Source organism: Shewanella sp. MF05956 (assembly GCF_059758055.1).
Window position 1 is genome coordinate 213,420 of record NZ_JCAYNV010000003.1, and the last position, 25,980, is coordinate 239,399.

Here is a 25,980-nt window from a genome sequence, read left to right on the forward strand (position 1 = left end):
CTAACTTCCTTAACCTAAATCTTTGATTCGTTTGACCGCGATACGACCCATAACTAGTGGGTCAGTAGTTCCACAGCCACCTAAACGACTTGCACCAGCAGCACCAGCCGCAACTTCACCAGCAGCAAATAAGCCCTTGATAGGTTTTGAGTCATCAATAGAAAGCACTTCTCCTTGGCCATTGATGGCAATGCCGCCCATGGTGTAGTGAATTTTGTTCCAAATGCGCATTGCATAGAATGGGGCTTTTTCAATTGGCTTTAAGCCAATACTAAGCGGGATAGGTTTATCGAATTGCGGGTCAATACCTTTTCGCACATAATCGTTATAATCTTTGACTTGCTGCTTTAACGCTTCAGCAGGTATACCGTAATGTTTTGCTAGCTCGTCCAAAGTGTCGAATGCTTTAACTGTACCGTCGTGAACGATACGTTTTCTTCGCGTTGGGCTGATACCCGGATCGTTATGACCAGTGCTATCACATAGTGCAACAGGATAGTCGAGCTCTGGATTACCTTTATTAGACGCATCAATGATTGCGTTCGCGCGTGTTAGACGGTCAGCCAATTCATTCATAAATCGCTTACCGGTAGCTACATCGACAGCTATCCCATGCACGTATTGAGCATAAGGTAAATAATCAGGCGAGTTACCATAACCAGGTTCGTCTGGTGAGCACCAAGGGCCAAGCTGGATCCAACTAAGCTGACGTGGTGCGCCGCCTGCACGCATCATGGCTTTTATACCGTCAGCAGAGCCGCCAGGTTGATTAGTTGTTTCATAGTTGGCGTCTAGCCTTTCATCTTGTAACATTCTGAACTGTAAATCAGCAGCATATCCACCAGTGGTGAGCACAACACCTTTCTTCGCTTCAAAGTATGCAATTCGACCAGTACCGGGCCGATCCCATTGAGCTTTATCCATAACTTTGATACCGATAACACGACCATCTTTTTTAACTAAATCCAGTAGTTCACAGTTAGCACGGTACTCGGCACCTGCTTTTTGTGCTGATTCGCGAAGCGGTACGTTGATATCTGCACCTGTAGAACGAGCACCAACACGAATACGCGGCACACGGTGTCCGCCATAGTGAAAAACGCCATCCATAAATTTAGCACCATGTTTCACCACCCAGTTGTAAGTTTCAAGAGAGTTATGAGCAATCGTTTCTGCAATTTCAGGCATTGCAAGACCACGACCTGCAATTAAAATATCTTGTGCCATCAATTCGGCACTGTCTTCAATGCCTGCCGTTTTTTGTTCTGCTAATCCAGCAACAGCCATACCTCCGCCATTAAGTGAGCTGTTACCACCAAAAGCTGGCATTTTCTCAATAACTAAAGCATTGAGCCCTAATTCGGCAGCGGTCATAGCGGCTGAGTTGCCACCGAATCCAGTTCCAACGATAATAACGTCATATGATTTTTCAAATTTGACCTCTTCAGGTTCACATTTACTCTTCGCCGATACAGGTAAGGCTGTACCAGCTCCGAGAATGACTGCCGACGTTAATAATTTACGACGACTTATTTTAATTCTTTCACCATTCATAAAATTTTCTCCAAGTAAGAAATCAAAATTATAATAGAATTTAAAATCACGGATTATGTTGATTAAGTTCACAAAAAATTTTTCATGAACATATCAATATTTAATAAAGACATTAGATATTTAGATATTAAAAAAATAAATGTGATGCAGATTATGAATATGATTTAAATATATAGACAAAAACACTATCAAAAGATATAAAGTAACTATTAGGAAATCTAATAAAAGTATTACATAGATTATTGCAATTTAAATAGTGTGGTTAGCCGTTAGGGGCGTAATAGAAAGAGACTCAGTTTAGGGTTGATTTTAAATCTCAATTCAAACCGACCCATCCATCTAATTAATATGAAAAAATAATTTTAATATTGTTTATTTATCGGAAAGGCTGGATATGAAAAAAACACCACCATTTAGATCGTTAGAAGTGTTTGAATGTATTGTTAGAACTGGATCTTTTTCTGCAGCAGCTGCCTCTTTATTTATATCTCAGAGCGCGGTATCTCATCAGATAAGAATTATAGAGCAATACTATGAAAAACAACTATTTGAGAGGAATGGCAAAAATATTAGATTGACAGGTGATGGACATCGGTTACATGCGAAAGTTGATGGTATTATGGATGAAATAGCATCATTATCCGATATATTTTGCGATAGTAATGGTAGAGAATTACGCATAGCAGGGAATCAAGCAACAATTACTAGAGTATTAATGCCAAAATTACGTGATTTTTATAAACACTATCCAAAAATAAAAATTAAACTTGTGGTTATGTCAGGTCTTTTCTACAAACTATCACCGAACACGGCGGATATATTTATTACTTGCAACAATTTACAACGGGGTTATGAGTTTAAGCTATTAGCAACCGAAATTATTATTCCATTTTGTAAACAAGATCTACTTGACGAAAACGGTATCACAGATCTTACCATATTGGGTAATTTACCTCTGATTGATACCGATTACGAAACAAATCACACCGATCTAGCACATTGGTCTGCAGGTACAGGGATTATTTACGATAAACAGAATGTAGTTATTAATTTAGAACAAGTATCTGCAGCTATTGATGCTGCAAGTCAAGGGCTTGGTGTGGCTTTGTGCTGGCGCCCATTCATTGAAGAACAACTTAACCGTGGCGAATTAGTCGAACTACAACTTCCCAAATATAACTCAGGAATTGGTTACTTTCTTGCCAATGTCGAAGGTCAAAATGACAAATGTATTCAAGTATTCAAAGACTGGCTATTTACATATTTCAACTAAAAAAATCTGTATCTTATATTGACACTGGAAAGTAGAACAAGAATTAGACCTATTCGCTAAACAAGTAGCCAAAGGGGGAAGGCATAGAGTAGGAAGTAGACCTAAATGATTTCAGGGTAATGTTAACTAAAGTTACCGTTGAAGCGGTATTGACTAATGAATTTAAACATTATTTAGGTTATCAAAAAATGAGAAAGCCCTCACTAGCAACAGTCATAATGGTTACTCCAGCAGAAAAGTTAAAACCGAAGACGGTAGCTTTGAGTTAGACACGCCTCACTACCTTAATGACAGTTTTTAACCTGTACTATCAAAGCCGCTTCATATAAATGGATGGTAAGAATATACATCTTTATGCCCAGGGCATGAGACGACACAATACATTATCGATACTTTACATGATCTGTAGGTACTGAAATCTCTTCTACTTCGTTTTCGAAGTGACGAACTCAATCATACACCAGGTAATAGAGTGACAGTCACGTCCACTTGAGCCTGTTTACCCCATCGCTGTTCTAAACTCTGTATCGTAGTTAAAATTAGTGAACACAATAAGGTTAACAGCAAAGCGATTTCTTAACACTTGGCGTTAACCTTGAAGGCGGCAAAGGACTCATAATAAGATTTATGTGGTGATTAAGTAAGGCTTAGCACTCAAAAGGATAACCACATGAGCATGCACTTTTTCACAATGAATAATTTCAAAACAGCCGACAGACTCACTTCCAATCATTCCGATTCATGAAGAGATTCTGAGAAATATAGTTTAAAAAACGTACCTAACTTACTCGTAAAACATTCAATATCTCGCATTGAAGTTTTCGATTACGAAGATAAGAAATCAAACATCATCAAGCATTAGCATCTTTTTGTTTTCTAACTCATCATTCAATAACACTTTGACAAAACCATAGATCCCAAATAATAAAATAAGTAGAAATGGGAATGCTATTGCTATAGTTGCACTTTGTAGCGCTTTTAATCCACCGAAAAAGAGTAAGGTTATCGCGATAAGGCACTGCATTGATGCCCAGAACACTCGTTGCCAACGACTAGGCTCATCTTCAGAGTTACTGGCTAGCATAGCCACAACCATAGATGCTGAATCTGAAGAGGTAACAAAAAAGACAACGACTAAAATAGTGGCTACGACATACATAATAGAAGAATAAGGCACATATTCTAAAAAAGCATACATAGCATTAGCATTATTTTGTTCGATAACAGTCAATAGTTGAGTCTTTCCCATATTCAGAATCAAATCTATTGCTGAGTTCCCAAAAACTGTTATCCATAAGAAAGTAAATAAAGTAGGTAAAATTAGTACACCAAAAACAAACTCTCGAATCGTTCTTCCATATGATACTTTTGCAATGAATATACCCACAAAAGGTGTCCAAGCAACAGCCCAGGCCCAGTAAAGTAAAGTCCATTGCCCAAACCATTCTTTATTTTCATAAGTATTAAAATCAAAACTTTTTCCTATTAATTCAGAAAAGTAGTTCCCCGTGTTTGTTATTAACATCTGTATTAGCATCACTGTATCACCGCTTATTAATACAAAAGCCATAAATAGCACCGCTAGAATTATATTGAGTTGAGCTAATGTTTTAATACCTTTTTTTAACCCAAGGAAGACGGATAACATCGCTATTGAGCTTATAAATACGATAATCCCAATTTGGATGTACTGTTCAAAAGGCAGATCAAGCAAATAGTTCAACCCAGAGTTTATCTGTATTGCACCATATCCCAATGAAGTTGCAATACCGAAGAGAGTACCAAGTACTCCTATTATATTGACCATGTCACCTAATAGACCATTAACCCGCTTGCCAATTAGCGGATATAATAATGAGCTTAACGTTAACGGAAGGCCTTTTTTAAAACTTAAATATGCCATGATCAAGGCAACAATGGCATAGGTTGCCCATATATGAAATCCCCAGTGAAAAAAAGTAATACTCAAGGCTTGTTGTGCACCTAAAACGGTTCCGATATCAACATGCGGAGCATGACTAAAATGATACACTGGCTCTGAAATACTAAAAAACATCAACCCTATACCAATACCTGCTGAAAATAACATTGAAAACCAGCTAAGATTATTAAATTCTGGACTTGAATTTTTGGGACCCAATTTTATTTTACCAAACCGACTAATACTTAAAGTTATAATGAGGAGTAAGAATAATGCTGTAGAAGAGATATAAAGCCAACTAAGGTTACTTAAAATGTATTCGTGCAATTTAAAAAAATTATCATTAGCACCATGACTGTCGACGATGCAATATACCAACAGTGTCATTATAATAAATGTAGAAGTGCAAAAAACTTTAATGTTAGTTGTTTTTTCGAATATATTTTTTATATTAACCATTGCAATCTCAATCTCAATCTCAATCTCAATCTCAATCTCAAAGTTTACTTTGTAAACTATAAAAAAATGTTTTCCTTGTCACAAGTGTGGATAATAATTTTCTTTATGCATAACGATATCTAATAGTTATAGTTATAAAAGTAATAACACATTTTTTAAGATGGTTGGTGTAAAAATAGTCAAATACATTTGTTCGGAATGTTATCACCTCAAGAGTGATTGGAAGTGATTCTATACTGAAAACATTCATTGTGATCAAAAAATGCACACTCATGCGGTTGCCCTGAGAATCAAGGCGTGATCTGGTAATGCCAATCAGTTAAGAACTGAAGTTATAAAATTAAACCTATCTATTGACCGACCTTTTCAGTCTGCCAAAATCCGATAATCTTCTTTATCGGAATTTTTATGGAATTTTTCAGAAGCATTAGCCCGCACTTCAATTAACCGCCTGACAGAGTTCTCGTGCCTTGCTGATGTCCTTGAGCCCGATAGTATCCAAACCTTCCTAGATTCCCAACGGTATTGCCACATTAAGGCAACGAAAACTCCGGATGGATGCTATGGTTTGGGCTGTTATTGGTATGTCTTTATTTAACAATGAATCCGTTCATCGATTGATTAATAAACCTCAGATCTTGTTAAGCCAACACGATATTAGTTAACGACCTCAATTTCATTAGCTCATCACTATCATAGCGAATGTGCTCAAAGATAATTCCATGGGGTCCATTTTTCCTTGTGGCTCTTTCAGCCAACACTATATCTAATGCTTCTTTATTCATGACTCTACGAGGAACAAATTCCAGGTCCTCCTGCCAGCTGACCCAAGGGATAAGAGTACCTTTTGCAACTAGATCTCGATGGTAAATATCTATAACCCATTTATGGAAAATTGTTAGAAACAAGTCCATTGTGATAATTGCATTTTTTTTAGGATTATAAGTATTAGAGTCAACGATATTAGGGGGTATTACCCAATGTCGGCATCAAACTTGATTTCAAAATAGCTAATGCTTCCATCTTGATATAGAACTTCAAAGTCGGGGGTATAGCTGTGGGGAGCGCCCTCAAAATAATACAGAAATGAAAAGGCTGTGCTTGGTAACTCTTGATGTTCTGGTCGAATTCCAGGTGATAGCAGAAATCAGCTTCTAGCGGACTCTCTAAGTGAGTAACTTTATCTAAAGATTTACGTCCATTAAAAACATTAACGCTTTTTGACATTCAGTTTTTTACTACACGACGTTTCGGATTTTTAGACATAATTGCATAACCTTGAAAATTTCTTCAAAGTTATGCCACAAATGAAGATATTTCAACTTATGGTACAAAAAATAACAGCTTATGACATCCAAATGACAGCTTATGGTATAACCATCAGAAAAAATGGCTAAAGTAATGCTAAATCACCTTTGCTTTCTAACCAGGTTTTTCGATCTGACGCGCGTTTTTTTGCCAAAAGCATATCCATCAGTGACCATGTCTCGTCGGCATCATCGATTGTCAGTTGCACTAGACGGCGTGTATTAGGATCCATCGTGGTTTCGCGCAATTGCAATGGGTTCATTTCGCCCAGACCTTTAAATCGCGTGACTTGTACTTTGCCTTTTTTATTCTCAGCGGCAATGCGATCTAAAATAGCGTTTTTCTCTGCTTCATCTAACGCATAGAACACTTCTTTGCCAAGATCGATACGAAACAGTGGCGGCATGGCGATATACACATGACCTTTTTCAACTAACACGCGGTAATGCTTCAAAAATAATGCACATAACAGCGTCGCAATGTGTAATCCATCCGAGTCCGCATCGGCTAAAATACATATTTTGCCATATCGCAGTTCTGAAATATCTTCACTGTCGGGATCGCAACCAATCGCAATTGAAATATTATGCACTTCTTGCGAGCCAAGTACCTGCGAAGCATCAACTTCCCAGGTGTTTAAAATTTTGCCACGTAGCGGCATAATTGCCTGAAACTCACGGTCACGGGCTTGTTTTGCACTGCCACCAGCAGAGTCACCTTCTACAAGGAATAACTCTCCACGCATTGGGTCTTGGCCACTGCAATCGGTTAACTTACCCGGTAATGCTGGGCCGGATACCACTCTTTTACGAGCAATTTTCTTAGCGGCTTTTAAGCGACGTTGAGCATTATTAATGCATAGCTCAGCTAATTGTTCGGCTAGCTCGGTATTGGAGTTCAACCACAGAGAAAAAGCATCACGGACAATGCCTGACACAAAGGCGGAGCTTTGACGGCTAGAGAGCTTTTCTTTGGTTTGCCCGGCAAATTGTGGGTCTTGCATTTTGATCGATAAAATAAATGCAGCACGATCCCAAATGTCATCTGGCGATAATTTTATCCCGCGGGGGATCAAATTGCGGAACTCACAAAACTCACGCATAGACTCTAGTAACCCTTGTCTAAAGCCATTAACATGAGTTCCACCAAGCGGTGTAGGAATTAAGTTTACATAACTTTCATTAAGGCTTTCACCGCCTTCTGGTAACCAGGTAATTGCCCAATCCGCGGCTTCTAAGTCACTTTTAAAGCTGCCGACAAAAGGGACTTCAGGCAACATTAACGAGTCTTTTATCGCTTCTTGAAGATAATCGGTTAACCCGCTTTCATAAAACCACTCATGAACTTCACTGGTGTGCTTATTGGTAAATTTAATGCGCAAACCGGGACACAACACGGCTTTAGCACGCAGTAAATAAATAAGCTTACTGACTGAAAAATTAGGTGAATCAAAGTAACTCACGTCTGGCCAAAAATGCACTCGCGTACCGGTATTACGGCGCCCGCACGTTCCGGTTACCACAAGTTCTTCAACTTTAAAGCCGTTTTCAAATGCCATGTCGTACACTTGAGCATCGCGGCGTACGGTAATTTCAACACGCGTAGACAAGGCGTTCACAACTGAAATACCCACGCCGTGCAAACCACCAGAGAATTGGTAATTTTTGTTTGAAAACTTACCACCAGCGTGCAACTTGGTCAGAATAAGCTCGACCCCAGGAATACCTTCTTCTGGGTGGATATCCACAGGCATGCCGCGGCCGTCATCGGTCACTTCCAATGAGTTATCAGTATGCAGAATAACTTCGATTTTAGTTGCATGGCCTGCCAACGCCTCATCGACGCTGTTATCAATTACTTCTTGCCCAAGGTGATTTGGTCTGGTGGTATCGGTATACATACCAGGACGGCGCTTTACCGGGTCTAGTCCATTAAGGACCTCAATAGCATCTGAAGTATATTGGTTGGTCATAGTCCACACATTTGGAGTTAAATGGAGCCAAAGTTAGCTCAAATTGATCATTATTTATAACGTAAAACGCTACAGCTGAATAAAATTACAAATTTTGTCTAATTGTTGTTCATAGCCGACAAAACTGTGGTCGCCATTGGGTTCTAGATGTAATTCGCAGCTGTGGTACTTATGTAATGCTTGTCGATAATCTAACACTTCGTCACCAGTTTGCAACAGCACCAGAAAACGATCAGGGTGTTGAATCACGTTAGTATCAAACAGCGCAACATCATCTCGATGTTGAGGCAACACCTGATAATGTTCATTGGTATAGGGATTATATTGAGGCCCGATAAACTGTTCAAATAATTCGAAGGGTTTTACGGCAGGATTAACCAAAACAGCCTTACCACCATAGGTTTCGGCTAAATAACTGGCAAAATAACCACCCAAAGATGAGCCAATAAAGCGTAATGCTTGCCCTTGTCGCTTAGCTTGCTCGGTTAATTCACATAACAGTGTCATCGCGGCATGCGGTGAAGAAGGCAGTTGCGGTTGATGAAATACGACGTTTGGGTAATGTTGATTGATATACTGAGCGGTTTGAACGGCTTTATCCGACTGCGGCGAGCTATTAAAACCATGTATATAAAGCAGCATATTTCCTCGCGAGTCGGTAAATTACATCTTAATTAGTACCCATTCGCTTCGTTATCAGGTGAAAAGCGATTTCCAGGCACGCGGTAAACGTTAGTGCGAATGCTACCATCGCCTGCCAACTCCAGCAAACGATAACCGGGTTGTACTTGGTCTAAAGCAAAATAAGATGAAAGTGGTTTAAATTGAATACACGTAGACGGTGTTGCCATTAATGGGATATCACCATGTGGCCCAACATGGACTTTGTCGACTTGTTGATGAACATGGCCCCATAATACGCCTTTAACTTGCGGGTAGCGGCTGGTTCGCGCTAAAAAATCGGCACCATTCATCATACAATGCTGATCAAGCCACGCACATTCCATCATAATGGGATTATGATGCATCACTAACAATACATGCTTGTTTGGGTGAGCTTTGATAGCGGCATCAATCAGTGCAAATTGTTGATCACCCATGTAACCACCGGGTTTGCCGCGTACTGTTGAATCGAGCATTAAAATAATCCATGCGCCAATCACAATAAGCTGTTGGCCAAAGACCTTCTCACCTTGCATACGCAAGGCCATTAAGCGTGGGTCGTCATGGTTACCGGGTAAATAATGACAAGGAAGATTAAGCGCCTCAATTCTATCAACGAAATGTTGATAAGACTCAGGCGAATAATCTTGGCTGATATCACCGGTAGCCAGTAATAAATCAGCGGGGTATTTGGTTGCCATGAACGTATTTAACACTGCTTGAAGGCTATTTGTGGTGTTAACACCTAATAGCTGACCTTCAGGATCGGCAAAAAGATGCGGATCAGTCACTTGGACTAATCGCACAGGTTCATTTTCAGCAACAGAATAATGTACTGCGTCTTTAAGCACTAAAGATCCCTAACACAATAAAATAGTAAATAAACTATGACTGGCAAGCCACTCTCCGAGCGCCAATCTTCAATAAATCTTCAAGGAATGCATTCACTTGAAACTTCTCATCGCTATGATGCATATGTATATTAGGATAATCATACACTGGCTTTAAACGATAAATCTGTTGGCTAGTTAACACTTCTGCTAATTGAGCATCGTGATAGACGCGAACAAGTGCTTTTGGAGATTTAAAAAAATGTCCATTTGGTATAGGGCGCGAAATTTCAACTAACTGAGTGTATTTAGTGTTTTCAACAATATTGACTATCAAAGTGCCAAATTCACCCTCAACCGGCCAAGGCTCATTGAGGCTAAACTGTTCAGGTAACCATTTTAAAATATGCGCGTAATTACGACCGCACACTGCTAAAAATGCGCTGACATTCGGTTGATACTTTTGCTTTTTATTGTGGTTTGACACTGTCACTCAATCGTTCCTATCTGCAAATCTTTGTCTCTAATACGCTTAAAGTGTATTGCGGATCATTTGGTAGTTCAGCATTAACCACTGAATACCCAGTACTGTAGAGGCGTTGTCGATGCGGCCATCGTTCACCCAATCATAGGCTTGCTGGCGACTAACAACGTGCACTCGGATATCTTCATTTTCATGATCTAACCCATGTACTCCAGATGCTTTAGTGGCATCAACGTGCCCCCAAAACAAATAAAATCGTTCAGTGGTGCCGCCTGGACTCACTAAGTAGCTGTTTATTGGCGTTAAACTTTGTAATGTTAAGCCCGCTTCTTCTGCCAATTCACGCGTTGCTACTTGCTCTGGTGATTCGCCGGGCTCAATCATACCCGCCACTAACTCAAGAAGCCAGATTGATTTAGTAGTTGCTAATGCTGGCAGGCGAATTTGTTCAATTAACACGACTTCGTCACGAATTGGGTCATAGGGAAGCACTACAACCGCGTTACCTCGCTCAAAAACTTCACGCGTAACCTCGCCACTCCAGCCACCTTTAAATAATTTATGTTTAAAGGTGTACTCATCTAACTGAAAAAAACCTTTATAGAGGACTTTTTTAGCAATCAGCTCAAAATCGGAATCGGCATTAAAAGTCGATGTACTCAAATGGTCAGACATAATGTTCCTTGTGGCTTAAAAAATGCTCATATAAGTGTATTTTAACAGGTTAAAATCACATAATTAATAACTAAACGGCACACTGATTACGAACACAAACGGATTTAAATAAAATAAAATCTGTTACACTTCAAATTTGACTTGAAAAACAAAAAATCAATACTATTTAGAGTGCATGGTAGATATAAAAATAGTGCACAATACAATTGCGTATTGTGAAGTATTTTTACCACATTGAGCACTTAAAAAAATTGAGCACAATGCTCCGACAGATTGCCACGTTAAGTTTGCTTTGCTATCTACCTTAAGCTTAACTGTGCGGCATGACCAAATTAATCAGTTATTTAACACCTCAAATTGATGAGGCATTGTCTAAAAGGGCAGCAAATGAAATTCAAAATTGGTTCATTATACGCAGCATTAGCTTTTGCTATTGCTGCACCAGCAGCGCAGGCTGACGATTTATTGCAAATTTATCAGCAAGCGCTGACTAGCGACCCTATCGTTTTACAAGCCAAAGCACAACGTGATGCGTTATATGAAAGCATTGAAGAAAACCGCGCACCATTGCTACCAACAATTAGTGCCAATGTGGGTTATGCAAAAGCATGGAACGATCCAGCTGATGATACCGACGGACTCATTGGTGGTGTTAGCTTATCTCAAGTGATATACGACCATAGTGCATGGGTTGGTTTAGATTTGGCTGAAATGGCAGCATCACAAGCCGATTCTGCTTACGCCTCAACGCTTCAATCACTGATTACTCGTGTTACTAGCGCATACTTTGATGTATTAACCGCTAAAGACAACTATGAGTTCCAGGGTGCAGAAAAAGCGGCGATTGAACGCCAATTAGAGCAAACTAAACAACGCTTTGCCGTAGGGTTAACAGCCATTACTGACGTACATGAAGCTCAAGCGCAATATGACCTAGCTTCAGCGCTTGAAATTCTTGCACAAAATACGCTAGACAACAGCTATGAAGCATTACGTGAAATTACCGGTATCGACCACAAGTCAATCAACGTATTAGACACCAACCGCTTCTCAGCCGGCTCTCCAGCACCAACATCTTCAGCTGAATGGTTGAAAATGGCTGAGACCAACAGTATTGATTTAATGACTCAACGTATCGCTAAAGATATCGCTAATGAGACCATCAGCTTGTACAAAGCGGGTCACATGCCGTCTTTAAACTTTAATGCGGGTTATAACAAAGGTATGGATCAAACTCCTGGCCCTGATTATGACAACACCAATATTGGTGTGACATTAAGCATTCCATTATTTGAAGGCTTTAAGGTCACCTCGCAGGTTAAGCAAGCGCAATTTGCCTATGTTGAAGCGAGCGAGTTATTAGAACAAACGCACCGTAGTGTAACTAAAAATGTCCGTAACAACTTCAATAACGTGACGGCATCGATTAGTTCTATCAAAGCCTATGAGCAATCAGTTATTTCATCTGAAAGTGCATTAAAAGCCACTCAAGCGGGTTTTGAAGTCGGTACACGTACCATTGTTGATGTACTTAACCGTACTCGCGACTTATACGATTCAAAGCGTCAGTTGTCTGAAGCACGTTATGGCTACATTAACTCAATCCTAGCGCTAAAACAGGCTGCGGGTACGTTAAATGAAGATGATGTGATTGCCATTAACAACGGTTTGATTGCACAGTAACCTCCGTTTGTTAACCATAAAAAAACCGCCAGTTGGCGGTTTTTTATTGAGCTGCACTTTAGTTAAAGACTTAGAAACGCAGTTCAACGCCCGCAAAAGCGCCTTTAAATTGAGTGTTTTGTGACACATCAGAAAAATCACTGACATCAAAGTTAAAATCACGGTAACCCACGCGCACTAAAGTATCGACAGCTAAACTGTCAAACTGCCAACCTAAGCCTACGCCGTAGTCATAGACATTAGATTCATCAACGCCAAATAATACGTCAGCAAAACCAAATAAGCCTAAGCCAACCATACCAACTTGCGCGCTGGCATAACCCATAAAGATACCACTATCGATATCAATTTCTTCAGGATGACCTGCGTCAGCAACGCGTAACGAGCCATTCATTTTTTTATAGGCAGCACCTAAATCAACTGACACTAAATCATTGTCTAAAATTTCGTAATACAGCACAAAATCCGTGTTGTTTAGCTCGTTGGTTACCGACACTTCACCTTCAAATGCATGACCATTGAATGTAAAATCGACATTGTCTAAACCGGCACTTGATTCTAAGCGGTTTTCACGAATTTTGATATTAGGGATAAACGGGAAAGGATGCTCAACCGCAATCCAAACACTGCCCTGCGACGAGTCGTCAGAAAAACTGTGCGCGACACCATCGTCATCATTGAATGAGTTAGTCGTGTCAGCCAACCAATAATCCGCACCGACTTTAAAACCCACAACAGTTGCCGCATGTGCCGATGACATGCTTAATAACCCCACTACAGCGGTGGCAAGAAGAGTCTTTTTCATCATTATCCTTGAGAAATTAAGTTAGTTAAATCAATAACCGCTGCGTTAGCTCGCGAGATATAATTCGCCATCACTAACGAGTGATTAGCCACTAAACCAAAACCGTTTCCGTTGAGCACAATAGGGCTCCACACTGTCTGCTGGGTTGCTTCGAGTTCACGAATAATTTGACGTAAACTGACTTCAGCATTTTTCTTTTCTAACACATCAGCAAAATCAACTTCAATTGCACGCATGAAGTTTAGTAATGCCCAAGCAGAACCACGGCTTTCGTAAAATACGTCATCAATTTTCCACCAGCTGGTTTTAATTTCGCTGCTAGAGGCGCCTGGTGTTGATTGACGGGCAGAGCTATCACCGGCTAAATCAGTGTTTAAACGTTCTTGACCAACACTTGCAGATAAACGTTGTGACATGCTGCCTAAACGCTTTTGCACTTCTTTTAGCCATTCATTTAGGTTATCGGCACGAGCATAAAACTGCGCGTTATTGTTATTCGGGTCACTAATCTTAGCGCGGTAAAGTTTCAGTAATTTGATCGCTTCACGGTATTCACCCTCTGCACTAGGAACAAGCCAGCTGGTGTTTTCGATGTTTAATTTAGAATGCGCGGCAAGTAAGTCGTTATCAGCCGTCGATTGAGACTGTGAGCGGCTAAACTCTTTACGCATAATTAACGCTAAATCGCGCACCTGTTCTAACGCACCAAACTCAAATGCTGGCATGTTATCCATCATTAATGACGGTGGCATAACATCATTTGATAACCATCCACCTGGCTTATCGAGCAGGGTTTCCATGGTTAAAATCAATGAGCTAGTAGTACTATAGCCGATGATCTTTTTCGAATTATCCGTTTGCGCCGAAATCGGTTTGATTGGATCTGGCTCAATACTCCACCAAACACTCACACCATAAAGCACTAAAGAAAGTACTCCAACTACGCCTAATATTTTATTCCTTGTAACTTGCATCAATATCACTCCTTAATGATGGTGATGATGGTCAGCTTGCTCACCTTCTTGAGTTGCAGCCTGTTTTAAAACAGGTAACTCAATCATAAGTTGCTGACCATCTTCAAAAATTAAATTTAGTGGCACTTTATCGTCAACCACTAACGGTGCTGTTAACGACAACAGCATGACATGGTCGCCAGTAGGTTGCAGTGTTAGCGAACCATGAGACGGTATTGAAAAACCGTTAACTTGGCGCATTTTTACCATGCCATTTTCTTCAATTATCGTATGTAACTGTGCTTCTTTAGCCGCGGGTGTATTGACCGCAACTAATGTCACTGCATTTGCTGTATGGTTTTCTAGCGTAAAATAAGCTGCAGTATTTGGCACACTCGCAGGCATCGCTCTAACATGTCCATCAACAAGAACAATGCTAGCCGACGCTGCGAATGACAATGATGATAACACTAAAAAGTTAAACAGGTGTTTGAATATTGCTTTCAATGTCTTAAACTCCATGTAAACCACACTCGCATTCACTATAGGAAATCACGAATGAGTTATATTCAGGTAAGAGATGATCAAGGCGTACGCATCATCGGGTTTAATCGTCCAGAAAAACGTAATGCCTTCAATCTAGAAATGTATCAACAACTAACAGAATACCTGATCCAAGGCGAAGCCGACAACGACATTCGCGCCTTTATGTTTCATGGCACTGACGACTGCTTTACTTCTGGTAATGATATCGTAGATTTCCTGCAAAGTGGTGCATTAGATGATAATCATCCAACGGTTAAATTCTTGTTTTGTTTACTGGATCTGAAAAAACCTGTCGTTGCTGCAGTGACTGGGGCTGCAGTCGGTATCGGTACCACGTTACTACTGCATTGTGATTTAGTATATGCCGACAATAAAGCCAAATTCCAAATGCCTTTTGTCAATTTAGCCTTAGTACCAGAAGCCGCTTCAAGTATATTGTTGCCATCGATTGTTGGCCAACATAAAGCCGCAGAGTTGATTTTATTAGGTGACGCGTTTGATGCACAAACCGCTGAGCAGTTAAATTTGATTAATCGTGTGGTTGCCGCAGATGAGCTAATGAGCTTCAGCCTTGCGCAAGCAAAAAAATTGGCGGCCCAGCCACCTTTATCTATGCAAGCATCAAAACAACTATTACGTCATAACCAGGCTCAAGTAAAAGCCCAAATGAAATTAGAACTTGTGCAGTTTGCCGAGCGTTTACAAAGTGATGAGGCTAAACAACGTTTTAAAGCCTTTTTAAACAAATAACGACCACTTCATTAGCCTTACACATTAGTTGCGGGGCTAATTACCCCGCTCAACCCAGACGACTTAACAAGGGTTGAGCATTAAAAGCGTGATGTTTTTTGACTCATAACAACAGCAACAATAAAGTACGCAGCGAGGCTAATACTCGGATTAGTCACCACTAAGCCAATGGTCACAACACGAGTCCATAATAACGACCAACCGTATTGCTTGGCTAAGTTAGCCGATACACCACACACAATCCGTGCTTCATCTTGTAATCGACTGATTAAACGATTCATATTTTATCTCCTGTAACATTGACTACTGACACATCGATATTCTGTATTCATTTTTGCTGACCACTTTCATGATTCGCGTATTAGCAATGAACAACATCTCTTACTGCTATCTCTTAAGCTTGGTCATTAATGTCTGGCCATATCAGCCCGCTGACTCACGTAGCGCACTAACGTAGCAAACAATGCAAAACTGATTACCGGCATTAATAGCAACAACATTAACGGCAGCACCAAGCCTATATTTAACACCCAATCCATTACTTGTTCTCTGCAGTTTTCGCTGCAATTGCCGTTTTGTTCAATTCAGGTTCAGCAAATGTCACTTCTGCAAAGCCTGATTTGATTTCAAATACTTGCTGTGCAATTTGAGTCTGTAAAGACAACATAAACTCATGCTTAGCGGTTGAAATCATTTCTTGGCTTGCTTGAGTCATATTTTGCTCAAGTGCATTAAGCGTGTGACTCACCGACATTTCATCAGCTTGCGCAGATACACTCGCAGTAGCCAGTACAACAGCAGCAATAGATAATTGAACAGTACGACGAACTAATTTATTTGAAGTTAATGTAAACATGGTGGCATCCTTTCTTGTGTTGGTTAATGGCAACTAAACACCCGTCTAGTTGATTACACTATGGGTATTACAAGCTGCGTGCCAACTTTTGTAATCCATTGCAAGAGACTAATAATAAACAGTTTTACTATTTATAACTGAATATAAAACATAAACTCATCGAGTTCAAAAAACCAACAGGTAGTAAAATTAACCACCAAGTTGGCGAAAATGACTAGTACATTAAATCAACAGAAAATATGGAAGGAATACGACAGGAAAAACCACATCCATTGTGGATAATCAAAAACAAAAAAGCGCCTAAATAAAGGCGCTTTTAAGGGAGAGTCGAGCGAAGAGCATATTATACCTATCCACATTAATAAGTGACGACTCACTTGTTAAAGCTCAATGATATTAGGTATTAGGTAATCGAATTAAGCCTGTGACTCTGCTAATGCCTGGGCATCAACAAACTCTGCCGCTTTTAGTACCACATTAATATCGGCATTAGGTTTGTGGGCGTTTTCACTTAAATGACGACGCCAACCACGTGAGCCAGGTAACCCCTGGAACAAACCTATCATATGGCGAGTAATATGATTCAAGCGACCACCTTGAGCTAAATGGGCCTCAATGTAGGGGATCATTTGCTCAATCACTTGCTCGCGAGTAATGACAGGGCTATCAAGGCCGCACAATTGCTGGTCTACCAACGCTAAAATATACGGATTTTGGTACGCTTCGCGGCCAACCATCACCCCGTCTAACTGTGCTAAATGTAACTGGGCTTCTTCCAGTGTTTTAATGCCGCCATTAATGCTGATATTCAGCTGCGGGTAATCACGCTTTAATTGATACACGCGCTCATAATCTAATGGCGGAATTTCACGGTTCTCTTTTGGGCTTAGCCCCTGTAACCACGCTTTGCGTGCATGGATAGTAAATGCAGTACACCCTTTAGCGTTGACCGTCTCAATAAAGTCGGTTAAAAATTGATAACTGTCTTGTTCATCAATGCCAATACGGGTTTTGACGGTAATTGGAATATCAGTAACCTGCTTCATCGCATCGACACACTCTGCCACCAAGGCGGGCTCAGCCATTAAACAAGCACCAAAACGACCATTTTGGACCCGATCTGACGGACACCCTACGTTGAGATTAACTTCATCATAACCACGATCTGCAGCCAATTTGGCACATGCGGCTAAATCAACGGGGTTAGAGCCACCAAGTTGCAGCGCTAATGGATGTTCTTCAGTGTTATAGGCTAAATAGTCGCCCTTACCTTGCAATATCGCACCGGTTGTCACCATTTCAGTATAAAGCAGCGCCTTAGCCGACAATAGACGCGCAAAGTAACGATAGTGACGATCAGTCCAATCAAGCATTGGCGCGATTGAAAAAGTACGATCGAGGGTATCTGTTGAGGTCATGATCTTAGGCGTTGTATTCACTGAATTATTTTACTCATAATCTGGGTTAATCGTGCACGTGTAAAGTCATGTGAGAGGTTAAAACCGAGTTAAATACCGAAGTAAGGCTTTTATCAATACCACACGGTAACTTCAATATCGTTGATATAACATCAACATCATTGAGCTGTTTGCACGCTTGAAATGTCTGCAAGAATCGATGCGCATTATACAGTGAATCATTCGTTTATGGGAGGGGCTGCAAGTCCTCCTCAAGAAGTGAACAATGTTATTACCGCAATAGTGTTAGGTTAAACAGTTATTTTTAAGTTTTATCGTCAATACATTTCATTTAACAGAATATCGTTACGCTAAAAAAGTGAAGAAACGAACAGTCAGTATCGGTATTGCGACCAATGATGAGCATCCCGAAATGTCGTTAGACAGCATGCTTGTTAAAGCTGATGAAGCACTCTACAAAGCTAAAACAACAGGGAGAAATAAGGTTGTACTTTGGCCAATAAAGGCATCTTGCTAATAGAGTAAAACTGATTCATACCTTTTGATATATCAATATTTGGCTTACTAAAACGGTATGTACTCGATAACGAAGCAACTTACACAATAAACAGTCACTGCCGGTCAGCTTATCTATCTACAACACCAAATCTCTGTATAAAAATTGTTTTTACGAGCAATGTCTCTTTCAATTTGTTTTTTGTGTTCTAAGCTTTAACTTGTATTTCACTTTACTGATATAGTGTGTATTCATAAGAATTTGCCTAGGGTCTGTTGATCTTTGTTGGTTGAATTTTGTTCGAGTTAAAAACGTTTTAATCGAGGCGAATGGATTGATGCCTAGTCATCTAAGCAAAATCCATTCAACAAAGAGTAAAACGTTTTTAGCCGAACCCTTCGGGCAGCGTTTGTTGACTATTTTTACGGCGTTATCGACTTTTATGTAGAATAACTACACCTCAAAGTCCCTGCCGCGCAGTTATACATGTGAGTAGTGGCCAACAATTCGCTGCAAAAACAACCTTGAAAGATCAACGGACCCTAAATATTAATCGGTGTATATTTAAGCTAACGTGCAGATATAATACTGGGGTAAACACCGATAATTTGCATGAAACTGATTTAGCATTTTTAATCTAGAGGACATCTTTGCCTATGAACGTTGAATTCATTAACCCATTTCTTGTTTCTTTGATCAATGTAATCTCAACTATGGCGACAATGGATCTTAAGCCCGGTAAACCCCAACTCAAAAACCATGACCTTGCTAAAGGCGATGTTTCTGGTTTGATTGGTATGGTGGGTCCTAAAACCCGTGGCTCGCTGTCTATTACCTTTGAGCAAACCTTAATTCTAGAAATCATGAATAAAATGCTCGGTGAAAAACCTAACACTATTAATGATGAAGTGACTGACTTAGTCGGTGAAATCACCAATATGGTGACTGGCGGTGCAAAGAATTTGCTCAGCGAAAAAGGTTATGACTTTGATATGGCAACACCAGCGGTAGTGTCAGGCAAAAATCATACGATTTCTCACAAAGCACGCGGCAAAAAAATCATGATGCCTTTTACACATGAATACGGTAATGCTTTTATTGAAATTTGTTTCGAAGATGCAAAATAACGCTGGCGAGCCTACATTAGGGATAATAATTATTAACGATGATTTTTATGTTAACGATTATTTTAGTGCATTGACCTAAAGAACACATAAAAATGGCCAACTTACTATGGTAAGTTGGCCATTTTTATCACATGTTTATGCTATTTAAACGACTAATCGAGCAACTCTACCAGCACCCTAGGAGTTAATTTGGTCACTAGCTCGTAAGCAATCGTGCCGATATGCTCCGCGACTTCTTCAACCGCCAATGCTTTACCCCAAAGTTGTACGCTGTCGCCCACTTTATCCTGCGCATCGGCGCCAAGATCTACCGTTAACATGTCCATAGACACACGGCCCACAATGGGTACTCTACGGCCATTAATCCAAACGGGTGTGCCTTCTGGGGCATTGCGCGGGTAACCATCACCATATCCAATCGCGACGACACCCAATCGAGTATCTTGCTTGGCGGTCCAGAATGCACCGTAGCCAACACTGTCACCGGCCTTGTGCTCACGCACTGCAATAATGTTAGACACTAACTCCATGGCTGGAATAAGCCGATGATTAGTGCCTTTATCGCCAACAACAGGAGAGACACCATAAAGGGCGATTCCTGGTCTTATCCAATCTGCCTGGCTTGATGGCCAAAATAATGTACCGGCAGAATTTGCCAGAGTACGGTCGCCGTCTAAACCACTGATGAGCTCTTCAAACGCATTCATTTGTGTTTGCGTCATCTTGTTATCTGGCTCATCTGCGCAGGCAAAATGAGTCATTAAATGAATAGGCTTAGCCACCTGTGGGCATTGCAATAAACGTTGATAAATACTGTCAAATTGATCCAAAGTAAAACCAATGCGATGCATGCCAGTATCAATTTTTATCCACACGGTTACCGGTTTATCAAGCTTAATGGTCTCAAGCATTTGCAATTGCGATTCATGATGAACCACAGTATCAATATTGTGAGTGACCAGTATAGGTAAGTCAGACTGACGAAAAAAGCCTTCTAATAATAAAAGCTTACCTTCGACACCGCCAGCGCGCAGCTGTAATGCCTCTTCAAGCCTTGCTAAGCCAAACCCATCGGCACCACCATGATATTTGCCAACGCTTTCGACAAAATTCAATATACCAACGCTTTCAGCCACATTTAACAAACCATGACCATAACCATTGGCTTTTACAACCGCCATGATTTTACTTTTAGGGGCGATAAGACGCAGCTGCGCCAAGTTACTTTGTAATGCGCAACGGCTGATTTCTGCACGAGGAAACGGTTTCAATAGAGAGCCTTATTTAAACAATAAAAACATGACGCATGTTACGAGTAAAACCAAGATATTCTATCGCTAACTGAAGATCATAAATAACCACGAAGTAAAATTAAATAATTGATAATCAAAAATTAATCTTCTTCGAACTGTGGTCCAGCATAGTTATCAAATCGAGAGAATTGCCCTTGGAATACAAGGCGAATACGCCCAATAGGACCGTTACGCTGTTTACCTATAATGATCTCGGCGGTGCCTTTATCTTCAGAGTTGTCGTTATACACTTCATCGCGATAAATAAACATAATTAAGTCGGCATCCTGCTCAATCGCACCCGATTCACGTAAGTCTGAGTTAATAGGACGTTTATCTGCTCGTTGCTCTAGTGAGCGGTTAAGCTGCGATAGTGCAATAACCGGAATTTCGAGCTCTTTTGCTAAGGCTTTTAACGAGCGCGAGATTTCTGAAATCTCTAATGTACGGTTATCTTTTAACGATGGCACCTGCATTAACTGCAAATAATCGATCATAATCATCGACAAACCACCGTGTTCACGGGCAATACGTCTGGCGCGGCTGCGCACTTCCGTTGGGGTTAAGCCTGAACCATCATCAATGTACATTTTGCCTTGTTCAAGCATAATCCCCATCGTAGATGAAACACGTGCCCAATCCTCGTCATCCAATTGGCCGGTACGAATTTTAGTTTGATCGACGCGGCCAAGTGAGGCCAGCATACGCATCATAATCTGTTCTGACGGCATCTCGAGACTGAAAATAAGCACAGGCTTGTCTTCATTCATCGCGGCTTGTTCGCACAAGTTCATCGCAAAGGTGGTTTTACCCATCGATGGACGTGCCGCCACAATGATTAAGTCGCCCGCTTGGAAACCGGCCGTCATTTTGTCTAAATCGCCAAAACCACTCGATACGCCCGTCACACCATTATGTGGGTTGTTATAAAGTTGCTCGATTCTGTCGACGGTTTTTTCAAGAATACTTTTGATGTTCTCAGGGCCTTCATTGGCGTTTGTACGCATTTCGGCAATTTTGAACACCTTGCTTTCGGCTAAATCTAATAACGCACTTGAGTCGCGACCTTCTGGGTTATAACCCGCATCAGCAATTTCATGTGCTACCCCAATCATGTCGCGTACCACGGCACGTTCACGCACGATATCAGCGTAAGATAAAATGTTACCGGCACTGGGGGTATTTTTGGCAATTTCGCCTAAATAAGCAAAACCGCCAGCGTCGTCTAATTGATCTTCGATTTCGAGCTGTTCAGAGACGGTAATTAAGTCGAGCGGCTGCCCAGACTCCATTAACTTTTGCATCGCATTAAAAATCATTCGATGTGAGCGAGAATAAAAATCTTCAGGCACAACCGCTTCAGAAACACGGTCCCACGCTTCAGCATCGAGCATCAAGCCGCCCAAAACGGACTGCTCAGCCTCAATCGAATGTGGAGGCAGTTTTAATGCATTTACTTCTGCATCTTTTTGCCTATTTCTGGCTTTAAAAGCACCTTGTTGTGACATTAACGCTCCCAATTTACAACGACTTTATAAAATATGGTATAACACCGTGACTAAGCTTAAAATGCAGTCATTTAGAATGAAAACGACGCCTCAGTCAACGGTTAATAAATTATTCATTTAAGGAAAATACATGCGTATTGCACTTGTTGCAGCATTAGTGCTGACATCCTGTTTCGCTTATGCTGATGAAGGACAGTGGCAGCCTTACCAAATGCTGTCCATTGCCGACAAATTACAACAACGTGGCATTGATATTCCTGCATCTCAGCTTGCCGACTTAGGCCAATACCCAATGAACGCTGTCGTCAGCTTGGGCTATTGTACCGCCAGTTTTGTATCGCCCCAAGGCCTAGTTGTCACAAACCATCATTGTGCCTATCGTGGGATTCAATATAACAGCAAAAAAGAACATAATTATTTGGCAAATGGCTTTTTAGCACATTCCCAAGCAGAAGAACCGTCGGCGGGGCCTAATGAGCGCCTTTACATTACTGAAGAAGTGACCGACGTCACCAGCAAAGTACTCACCAACTTAAGCGACGAACCTTTAACCCGTTTCGAGCAGATCCAAACCAATAGCAAAGCATTAGTGAAAGAGTGTGAAATCGACAGTAACTACCGCTGCGAAGTCGATGACTTTCACCATGGTCTCGAGTATTACCTCACTAAAAAACTGATTATTCGCGATGTGCGCTTGGTTTATGCTCCCCCCGAAACGGTCGGTGGATTTGGTGGTGACATCGACAATTACGAATACCCACGTCATTCTGGTGATTTTACCTTTTTACGCGCTTATGTCGGTAAAGACGGCAAACCGGCGACGTTTAATCAAGACAATGTGCCCTATCAACCTAAAAGCTACCTAAAAATTAACGCGGACGGTGTTAAAGCCGGAGACGGTATTTTTGTCGCGGGTTACCCAGGTTCAACCAGCCGTTATAACCTCACCAGCGAACTGCAATTTGCCAGTGATTGGATTTACCCTACTTACGCTAAACGGTATCAATTACAAATTGATACCGTGAACTTTATGGGCGCGATTGATAAAGAAATTGCCTTAAAATATGCCGGTACGATGGCATCGATGGCCAATCGCATGAAAAAGTTCAATGGCCTTCTCGATGGCTTTAATGCCACCGATATTGTCGGCATTAAACAGCAACGTGAAAATGACTTTTTAGCGTGGTTAAAAAAAGACCCTACTGCCAATCAAGATGTGATCAGTAATCTTGAAGCATTACTGACTGAACAGCACGAGCAATCACAAACAAACTACTTCTTTAAAAATGCCCAATCGAGCGAAATGCTTAATACGGCCAGTAAACTGTATCGTTTAGCAAAAGAAAGAAAGAAACCCAACGACAAACGTGAACCAGGATATCAGCTTAGAGACATGAAAATGTTTAAAGCTGCACTAAGACGTATTGATAGCAGCTTTGACCCTGCGGTGGATAAAACGTTGTGGTTACAAGATTTACAAGCTTATGTGAGGCAGCCACTTAGAAATAAAGTGTTTGATAAAGCACTGAGTATTACCGGCAACTTTGAAGCCTTAGAAGTTAAAGTTGAAGCCTTATATGCATTAACAGAGCTCACAGACCAAACAAAACGTCTTGCTTGGATGAAAAAGACAGCCATAGATTTTGAAACCAGTGAAGATCCCTTTATTCGTTTAGCTGTTGCGATCCACGACACCAATATGGCGTTAGAGAAACGCGAAAAAATACTCGACGGTAAGTTGTCGTCAGCACGCCCTGAATACATGAAAGCTATTATTAACTATTACAAGTCTAATAACTGGCCCGTTTACCCAGACGCAAATCGCACCTTACGTATCACTTACGGCATGGTCGATGGTTATCTGTCTAAAGACGCCACCTACAAACAGCCTTTTACTCGCTTAGAAGGGTTGTTGGCAAAGCACACAGGTAAAGAACCTTATAATGTTCCGGCTAAATTGTTGGCCGCTATTAAGTCGGGTGACTTAGGTGATCACCGTGTCACCTCAGTATATAAACAGCAGAGCAGCTGCCAGTTTATGTCTTGTTTAGACAAACCTGCCGATTTCAATTCTGTACCGGTTAACTTTTTATCCAGCGCAGACACAACCGGTGGTAACTCAGGTTCGCCAGTATTTAATGGTAGAGGTGAACTTGTCGGACTTAACTTCGACTCAACCTACGAAGCTATCACTAAAGACTGGTTCTTTAACCCAACCATCACCCGCGCTGTCCACGTCGACATTCGCTACATACTATGGATGATGGATAAAGTTGACCACGCTGATAACTTAATTAAAGAATTATCACTGACCAGAAACTCTGACATACCAGAAGTGATCACGCCGACCACCACTATTATCGCAACAGAAATGATAACGGAAATGCCAATTGATGCTTCAGTAGAAACACAAGCAGAAGCACTCGTTGAAGCGAATGCTGAAGTTGCTGGAGAGCTGACAACTGAAGCCGCAACCGACGCATTAACGGAAGTATCAGCCGAATCGACAACTGAAGCCACAACCGACGCGTTAACGGAAGTATCAGCCGAATCGACAACTGAAGCAGTAGCCGAAGCAACAACTGAAATAGTAACCGAAGCGACAACTGAAGCAGCTGCCGAAGCAACAACTGAAGTAGTAACCGAAGCAACAACTGAAGTATTAACCGAAGCGACAACTGAAGTAGTAGCCGAAGCGACAACTGAAGCAGTAGCCGAAGCAACAACTGAAATAGTAACCGAAGCGACAACTGAAGCAGCTGCCGAAGCGACAACTGAAGCAGTAGCCGAAGCGACAACTGAAGCAGCTGCCGAAGCGACAACTGAAGCAGTAGCCGAAGCGACAACTGAAGCAGCTGCCGAAGCGACAACTGAAGCAGTAGCCGAAGCGACAACTGAAGCAGTAGCCGAAGCGACAACTGAAGTTGCTGTCGAAGCACCAAAGAAGGTCGTTAATACTAATGCTAAAACGTTAACGACAGCCGAAGGCAAAATACCAAAGAAAATCGTAGCTGAGACATCAACGGAAACCGTAGCAGAAGAATCAGCCGAAACTTCTACAGAAGCAGTAACCGAAGCGGCGTCTGAAGTCATTACTGAAACAACCTCTGGTATAAAAACTGAAGTAGAAACTGAAGTAGAAACTGAAGTAGAAGTAGAAACTGAAGTAGAAGTAGAAACTGAACTAAAAGCTCATGCACCACTTAAAGCGTTAGCCGAAGTACCAACGGAAGCACTATCTTCAAGAGAAACCGAAACGTCCACTGAAGTAACCGTTGAAGCCTTAACTGAGGAGGCTGCTGAAGCAACGGCTCAAACGGTAGAGCAAAAGAAAGCTGATACTGAAATATCTACAGGCAATGCAAAAGCGAAGCCTAAAGTACAGACTGATAATATATCGAGCCAAG

General features: G+C 41.1%; 21 protein-coding genes and 2 pseudogenes. 7 read left to right on the forward strand and 16 right to left on the reverse strand.

Annotated elements, in window-relative coordinates:
- Window positions 1-9 precede the first annotated feature (9 nt).
- Complete coding sequence (locus tag AC19MX_RS04615; protein WP_498296703.1) at window positions 10-1,554, reverse strand: flavocytochrome c; 1,545 nt, start codon at window positions 1,552-1,554, stop codon at window positions 10-12.
- A 394-nt stretch (window positions 1,555-1,948) separates the two neighbouring features.
- Here AC19MX_RS04615 and AC19MX_RS04620 point away from each other — a divergent pair, with 394 nt between their 5' ends.
- Window positions 1,949-2,827 carry a LysR family transcriptional regulator gene (locus AC19MX_RS04620; RefSeq protein WP_498296705.1) on the forward strand — a complete coding sequence of 293 codons (879 nt, stop codon included), beginning with the start codon at window positions 1,949-1,951 and terminating at the stop codon, window positions 2,825-2,827.
- A gap of 841 nt (window positions 2,828-3,668) precedes the next feature.
- Here the strand turns inward: AC19MX_RS04620 and AC19MX_RS04625 are convergent.
- Complete coding sequence (locus AC19MX_RS04625; RefSeq protein ID WP_498296707.1) at window positions 3,669-5,207, reverse strand: BCCT family transporter; 1,539 nt, start codon at window positions 5,205-5,207, stop codon at window positions 3,669-3,671.
- Window positions 5,208-5,649: 442 nt separating this feature from the next.
- Between AC19MX_RS04625 and AC19MX_RS04630 the strand changes: the two are divergent.
- Window positions 5,650-5,857, forward strand: a pseudogene (locus tag AC19MX_RS04630) (transposase domain-containing protein); the annotation flags it as partial.
- Between the two features lie 743 nt (window positions 5,858-6,600).
- Here AC19MX_RS04630 and parE read toward each other — a convergent pair.
- The 5 genes from parE to nudF all read right to left on the reverse strand — a co-directional run bounded on the left by parE (window position 6,601) and on the right by nudF (window position 11,139).
- Window positions 6,601-8,487 carry a DNA topoisomerase IV subunit B gene (gene parE / locus AC19MX_RS04635; protein WP_498296709.1) on the reverse strand — a complete coding sequence of 629 codons (1,887 nt, stop codon included), beginning with the start codon at window positions 8,485-8,487 and terminating at the stop codon, window positions 6,601-6,603.
- A gap of 69 nt (window positions 8,488-8,556) precedes the next feature.
- A complete protein-coding gene (locus AC19MX_RS04640) occupies window positions 8,557-9,129 on the reverse strand; it encodes a YqiA/YcfP family alpha/beta fold hydrolase (RefSeq protein ID WP_498296711.1) in 573 nt (190 codons plus the stop codon).
- Between the two features lie 32 nt (window positions 9,130-9,161).
- Window positions 9,162-10,001 (reverse strand): 3',5'-cyclic-AMP phosphodiesterase, encoded by an 840-nt coding sequence (gene cpdA / locus AC19MX_RS04645; RefSeq protein ID WP_498296713.1) that lies wholly within the window; start codon window positions 9,999-10,001, stop codon window positions 9,162-9,164.
- Between the two features lie 34 nt (window positions 10,002-10,035).
- The gene (locus AC19MX_RS04650) at window positions 10,036-10,473 is read right to left on the reverse strand and encodes a DUF1249 domain-containing protein (RefSeq protein ID WP_432399984.1); all 438 of its coding nucleotides are present in this window, start codon (window positions 10,471-10,473) and stop codon (window positions 10,036-10,038) included.
- A gap of 39 nt (window positions 10,474-10,512) precedes the next feature.
- Window positions 10,513-11,139, reverse strand: a complete 627-nt coding sequence (gene nudF / locus AC19MX_RS04655; RefSeq protein ID WP_498296715.1) for an ADP-ribose diphosphatase — start codon at window positions 11,137-11,139, stop codon at window positions 10,513-10,515.
- 387 nt (window positions 11,140-11,526) lie between these two features.
- On the opposite strand from nudF, the gene tolC reads away from it, so the two are divergent.
- Entirely contained in the window at window positions 11,527-12,822 is a 1,296-nt protein-coding gene (gene tolC / locus AC19MX_RS04660) for an outer membrane channel protein TolC (RefSeq protein ID WP_498296717.1), read from the forward strand.
- Between the two features lie 70 nt (window positions 12,823-12,892).
- Here tolC and AC19MX_RS04665 read toward each other — a convergent pair whose 3' ends face one another.
- The 3 genes from AC19MX_RS04665 to AC19MX_RS04675 are packed head-to-tail and all read right to left on the reverse strand — an operon-like array spanning window position 12,893 to window position 15,102.
- Window positions 12,893-13,627: a TIGR04219 family outer membrane beta-barrel protein gene (locus AC19MX_RS04665; protein WP_498296719.1), complete on the reverse strand. Its 735-nt coding sequence runs from the start codon at window positions 13,625-13,627 to the stop codon at window positions 12,893-12,895.
- Between the two features lie 2 nt (window positions 13,628-13,629).
- Entirely contained in the window at window positions 13,630-14,601 is a 972-nt protein-coding gene (locus tag AC19MX_RS04670) for a DUF2333 family protein (RefSeq protein ID WP_498296721.1), read from the reverse strand.
- 12 nt (window positions 14,602-14,613) lie between these two features.
- Window positions 14,614-15,102: a copper chaperone PCu(A)C gene (locus AC19MX_RS04675; protein WP_498296723.1), complete on the reverse strand. Its 489-nt coding sequence runs from the start codon at window positions 15,100-15,102 to the stop codon at window positions 14,614-14,616.
- Window positions 15,103-15,138: 36 nt separating this feature from the next.
- Between AC19MX_RS04675 and AC19MX_RS04680 the strand changes: the two genes are divergently transcribed.
- A complete protein-coding gene (locus AC19MX_RS04680) occupies window positions 15,139-15,876 on the forward strand; it encodes an enoyl-CoA hydratase-related protein (RefSeq protein WP_498296725.1) in 738 nt (245 codons plus the stop codon).
- 80 nt (window positions 15,877-15,956) lie between these two features.
- Here AC19MX_RS04680 and AC19MX_RS04685 read toward each other — a convergent pair whose 3' ends face one another.
- From AC19MX_RS04685 to dusA, 4 genes are all read right to left on the reverse strand, one after another.
- Complete coding sequence (locus AC19MX_RS04685; protein WP_160052655.1) at window positions 15,957-16,157, reverse strand: PspC domain-containing protein; 201 nt, start codon at window positions 16,155-16,157, stop codon at window positions 15,957-15,959.
- Window positions 16,158-16,283: 126 nt separating this feature from the next.
- Complete coding sequence (locus AC19MX_RS04690) at window positions 16,284-16,415, reverse strand: hypothetical protein (protein WP_432399991.1); 132 nt, start codon at window positions 16,413-16,415, stop codon at window positions 16,284-16,286.
- On the reverse strand, window positions 16,415-16,732 hold the full coding sequence (locus tag AC19MX_RS04695) for a hypothetical protein (protein ID WP_498296727.1): 318 nt from the start codon (window positions 16,730-16,732) through the stop codon (window positions 16,415-16,417). Before AC19MX_RS04695 ends, AC19MX_RS04690 begins: the two co-directional genes overlap by 1 nt.
- Window positions 16,733-17,148: 416 nt before the next feature.
- A complete protein-coding gene (gene dusA / locus AC19MX_RS04700) occupies window positions 17,149-18,150 on the reverse strand; it encodes a tRNA dihydrouridine(20/20a) synthase DusA (protein ID WP_498296729.1) in 1,002 nt (333 codons plus the stop codon).
- 358 nt (window positions 18,151-18,508) lie between these two features.
- Between dusA and AC19MX_RS04705 the strand changes: the two genes are divergently transcribed.
- Together AC19MX_RS04705 and AC19MX_RS04710 are read left to right on the forward strand one after the other, a co-directional pair.
- Window positions 18,509-18,667 (forward strand): diguanylate cyclase domain-containing protein, encoded by a 159-nt coding sequence (locus tag AC19MX_RS04705; RefSeq protein WP_498296731.1) that lies wholly within the window; start codon window positions 18,509-18,511, stop codon window positions 18,665-18,667.
- Between the two features lie 635 nt (window positions 18,668-19,302).
- A complete protein-coding gene (locus AC19MX_RS04710; protein WP_432400009.1) occupies window positions 19,303-19,773 on the forward strand; it encodes a chemotaxis protein CheX in 471 nt (156 codons plus the stop codon).
- Window positions 19,774-19,925: 152 nt separating this feature from the next.
- Here the strand turns inward: AC19MX_RS04710 and alr are convergent, their stop codons facing one another.
- Together alr and dnaB are read right to left on the reverse strand one after the other, a co-directional pair.
- Window positions 19,926-21,044 (reverse strand): alanine racemase, encoded by a 1,119-nt coding sequence (gene alr, locus AC19MX_RS04715; RefSeq protein ID WP_432400010.1) that lies wholly within the window; start codon window positions 21,042-21,044, stop codon window positions 19,926-19,928.
- A gap of 122 nt (window positions 21,045-21,166) precedes the next feature.
- Window positions 21,167-22,573 (reverse strand): replicative DNA helicase, encoded by a 1,407-nt coding sequence (gene dnaB, locus AC19MX_RS04720; protein ID WP_432400011.1) that lies wholly within the window; start codon window positions 22,571-22,573, stop codon window positions 21,167-21,169.
- A gap of 130 nt (window positions 22,574-22,703) precedes the next feature.
- On the opposite strand from dnaB, the pseudogene AC19MX_RS04725 reads away from it, so the two are divergent.
- Window positions 22,704-24,893 (forward strand): annotated as a pseudogene (locus AC19MX_RS04725) (S46 family peptidase); the annotation flags it as partial.
- Window positions 24,894-25,980 lie beyond the last annotated feature (1,087 nt).

Bases quoted from the DNA above. Each gene is read 5' to 3' on its own strand.
- AC19MX_RS04615 (WP_498296703.1), bottom strand. From the start codon at position 1,554: ATGAATGGTGAAAGAATTAAAATAAGTCGTCGTAAATTATTAACGTCG.
- AC19MX_RS04620 (WP_498296705.1), top strand. From the start codon at position 1,949: ATGAAAAAAACACCACCATTTAGATCGTTAGAAGTGTTTGAATGTATT.
- AC19MX_RS04625 (WP_498296707.1), bottom strand. From the start codon at position 5,207: ATGGTTAATATAAAAAATATATTCGAAAAAACAACTAACATTAAAGTT.
- parE (WP_498296709.1), bottom strand. From the start codon at position 8,487: ATGACCAACCAATATACTTCAGATGCTATTGAGGTCCTTAATGGACTA.
- AC19MX_RS04640 (WP_498296711.1), bottom strand. From the start codon at position 9,129: ATGCTGCTTTATATACATGGTTTTAATAGCTCGCCGCAGTCGGATAAA.
- nudF (WP_498296715.1), bottom strand. From the start codon at position 11,139: ATGTCTGACCATTTGAGTACATCGACTTTTAATGCCGATTCCGATTTT.
- tolC (WP_498296717.1), top strand. From the start codon at position 11,527: ATGAAATTCAAAATTGGTTCATTATACGCAGCATTAGCTTTTGCTATT.
- AC19MX_RS04665 (WP_498296719.1), bottom strand. From the start codon at position 13,627: ATGAAAAAGACTCTTCTTGCCACCGCTGTAGTGGGGTTATTAAGCATG.
- AC19MX_RS04670 (WP_498296721.1), bottom strand. From the start codon at position 14,601: ATGCAAGTTACAAGGAATAAAATATTAGGCGTAGTTGGAGTACTTTCT.
- AC19MX_RS04675 (WP_498296723.1), bottom strand. From the start codon at position 15,102: ATGGAGTTTAAGACATTGAAAGCAATATTCAAACACCTGTTTAACTTT.
- AC19MX_RS04680 (WP_498296725.1), top strand. From the start codon at position 15,139: ATGAGTTATATTCAGGTAAGAGATGATCAAGGCGTACGCATCATCGGG.
- AC19MX_RS04685 (WP_160052655.1), bottom strand. From the start codon at position 16,157: ATGAATCGTTTAATCAGTCGATTACAAGATGAAGCACGGATTGTGTGT.
- AC19MX_RS04690 (WP_432399991.1), bottom strand. From the start codon at position 16,415: ATGGATTGGGTGTTAAATATAGGCTTGGTGCTGCCGTTAATGTTGTTG.
- AC19MX_RS04695 (WP_498296727.1), bottom strand. From the start codon at position 16,732: ATGTTTACATTAACTTCAAATAAATTAGTTCGTCGTACTGTTCAATTA.
- dusA (WP_498296729.1), bottom strand. From the start codon at position 18,150: ATGACCTCAACAGATACCCTCGATCGTACTTTTTCAATCGCGCCAATG.
- AC19MX_RS04710 (WP_432400009.1), top strand. From the start codon at position 19,303: ATGAACGTTGAATTCATTAACCCATTTCTTGTTTCTTTGATCAATGTA.
- dnaB (WP_432400011.1), bottom strand. From the start codon at position 22,573: ATGTCACAACAAGGTGCTTTTAAAGCCAGAAATAGGCAAAAAGATGCA.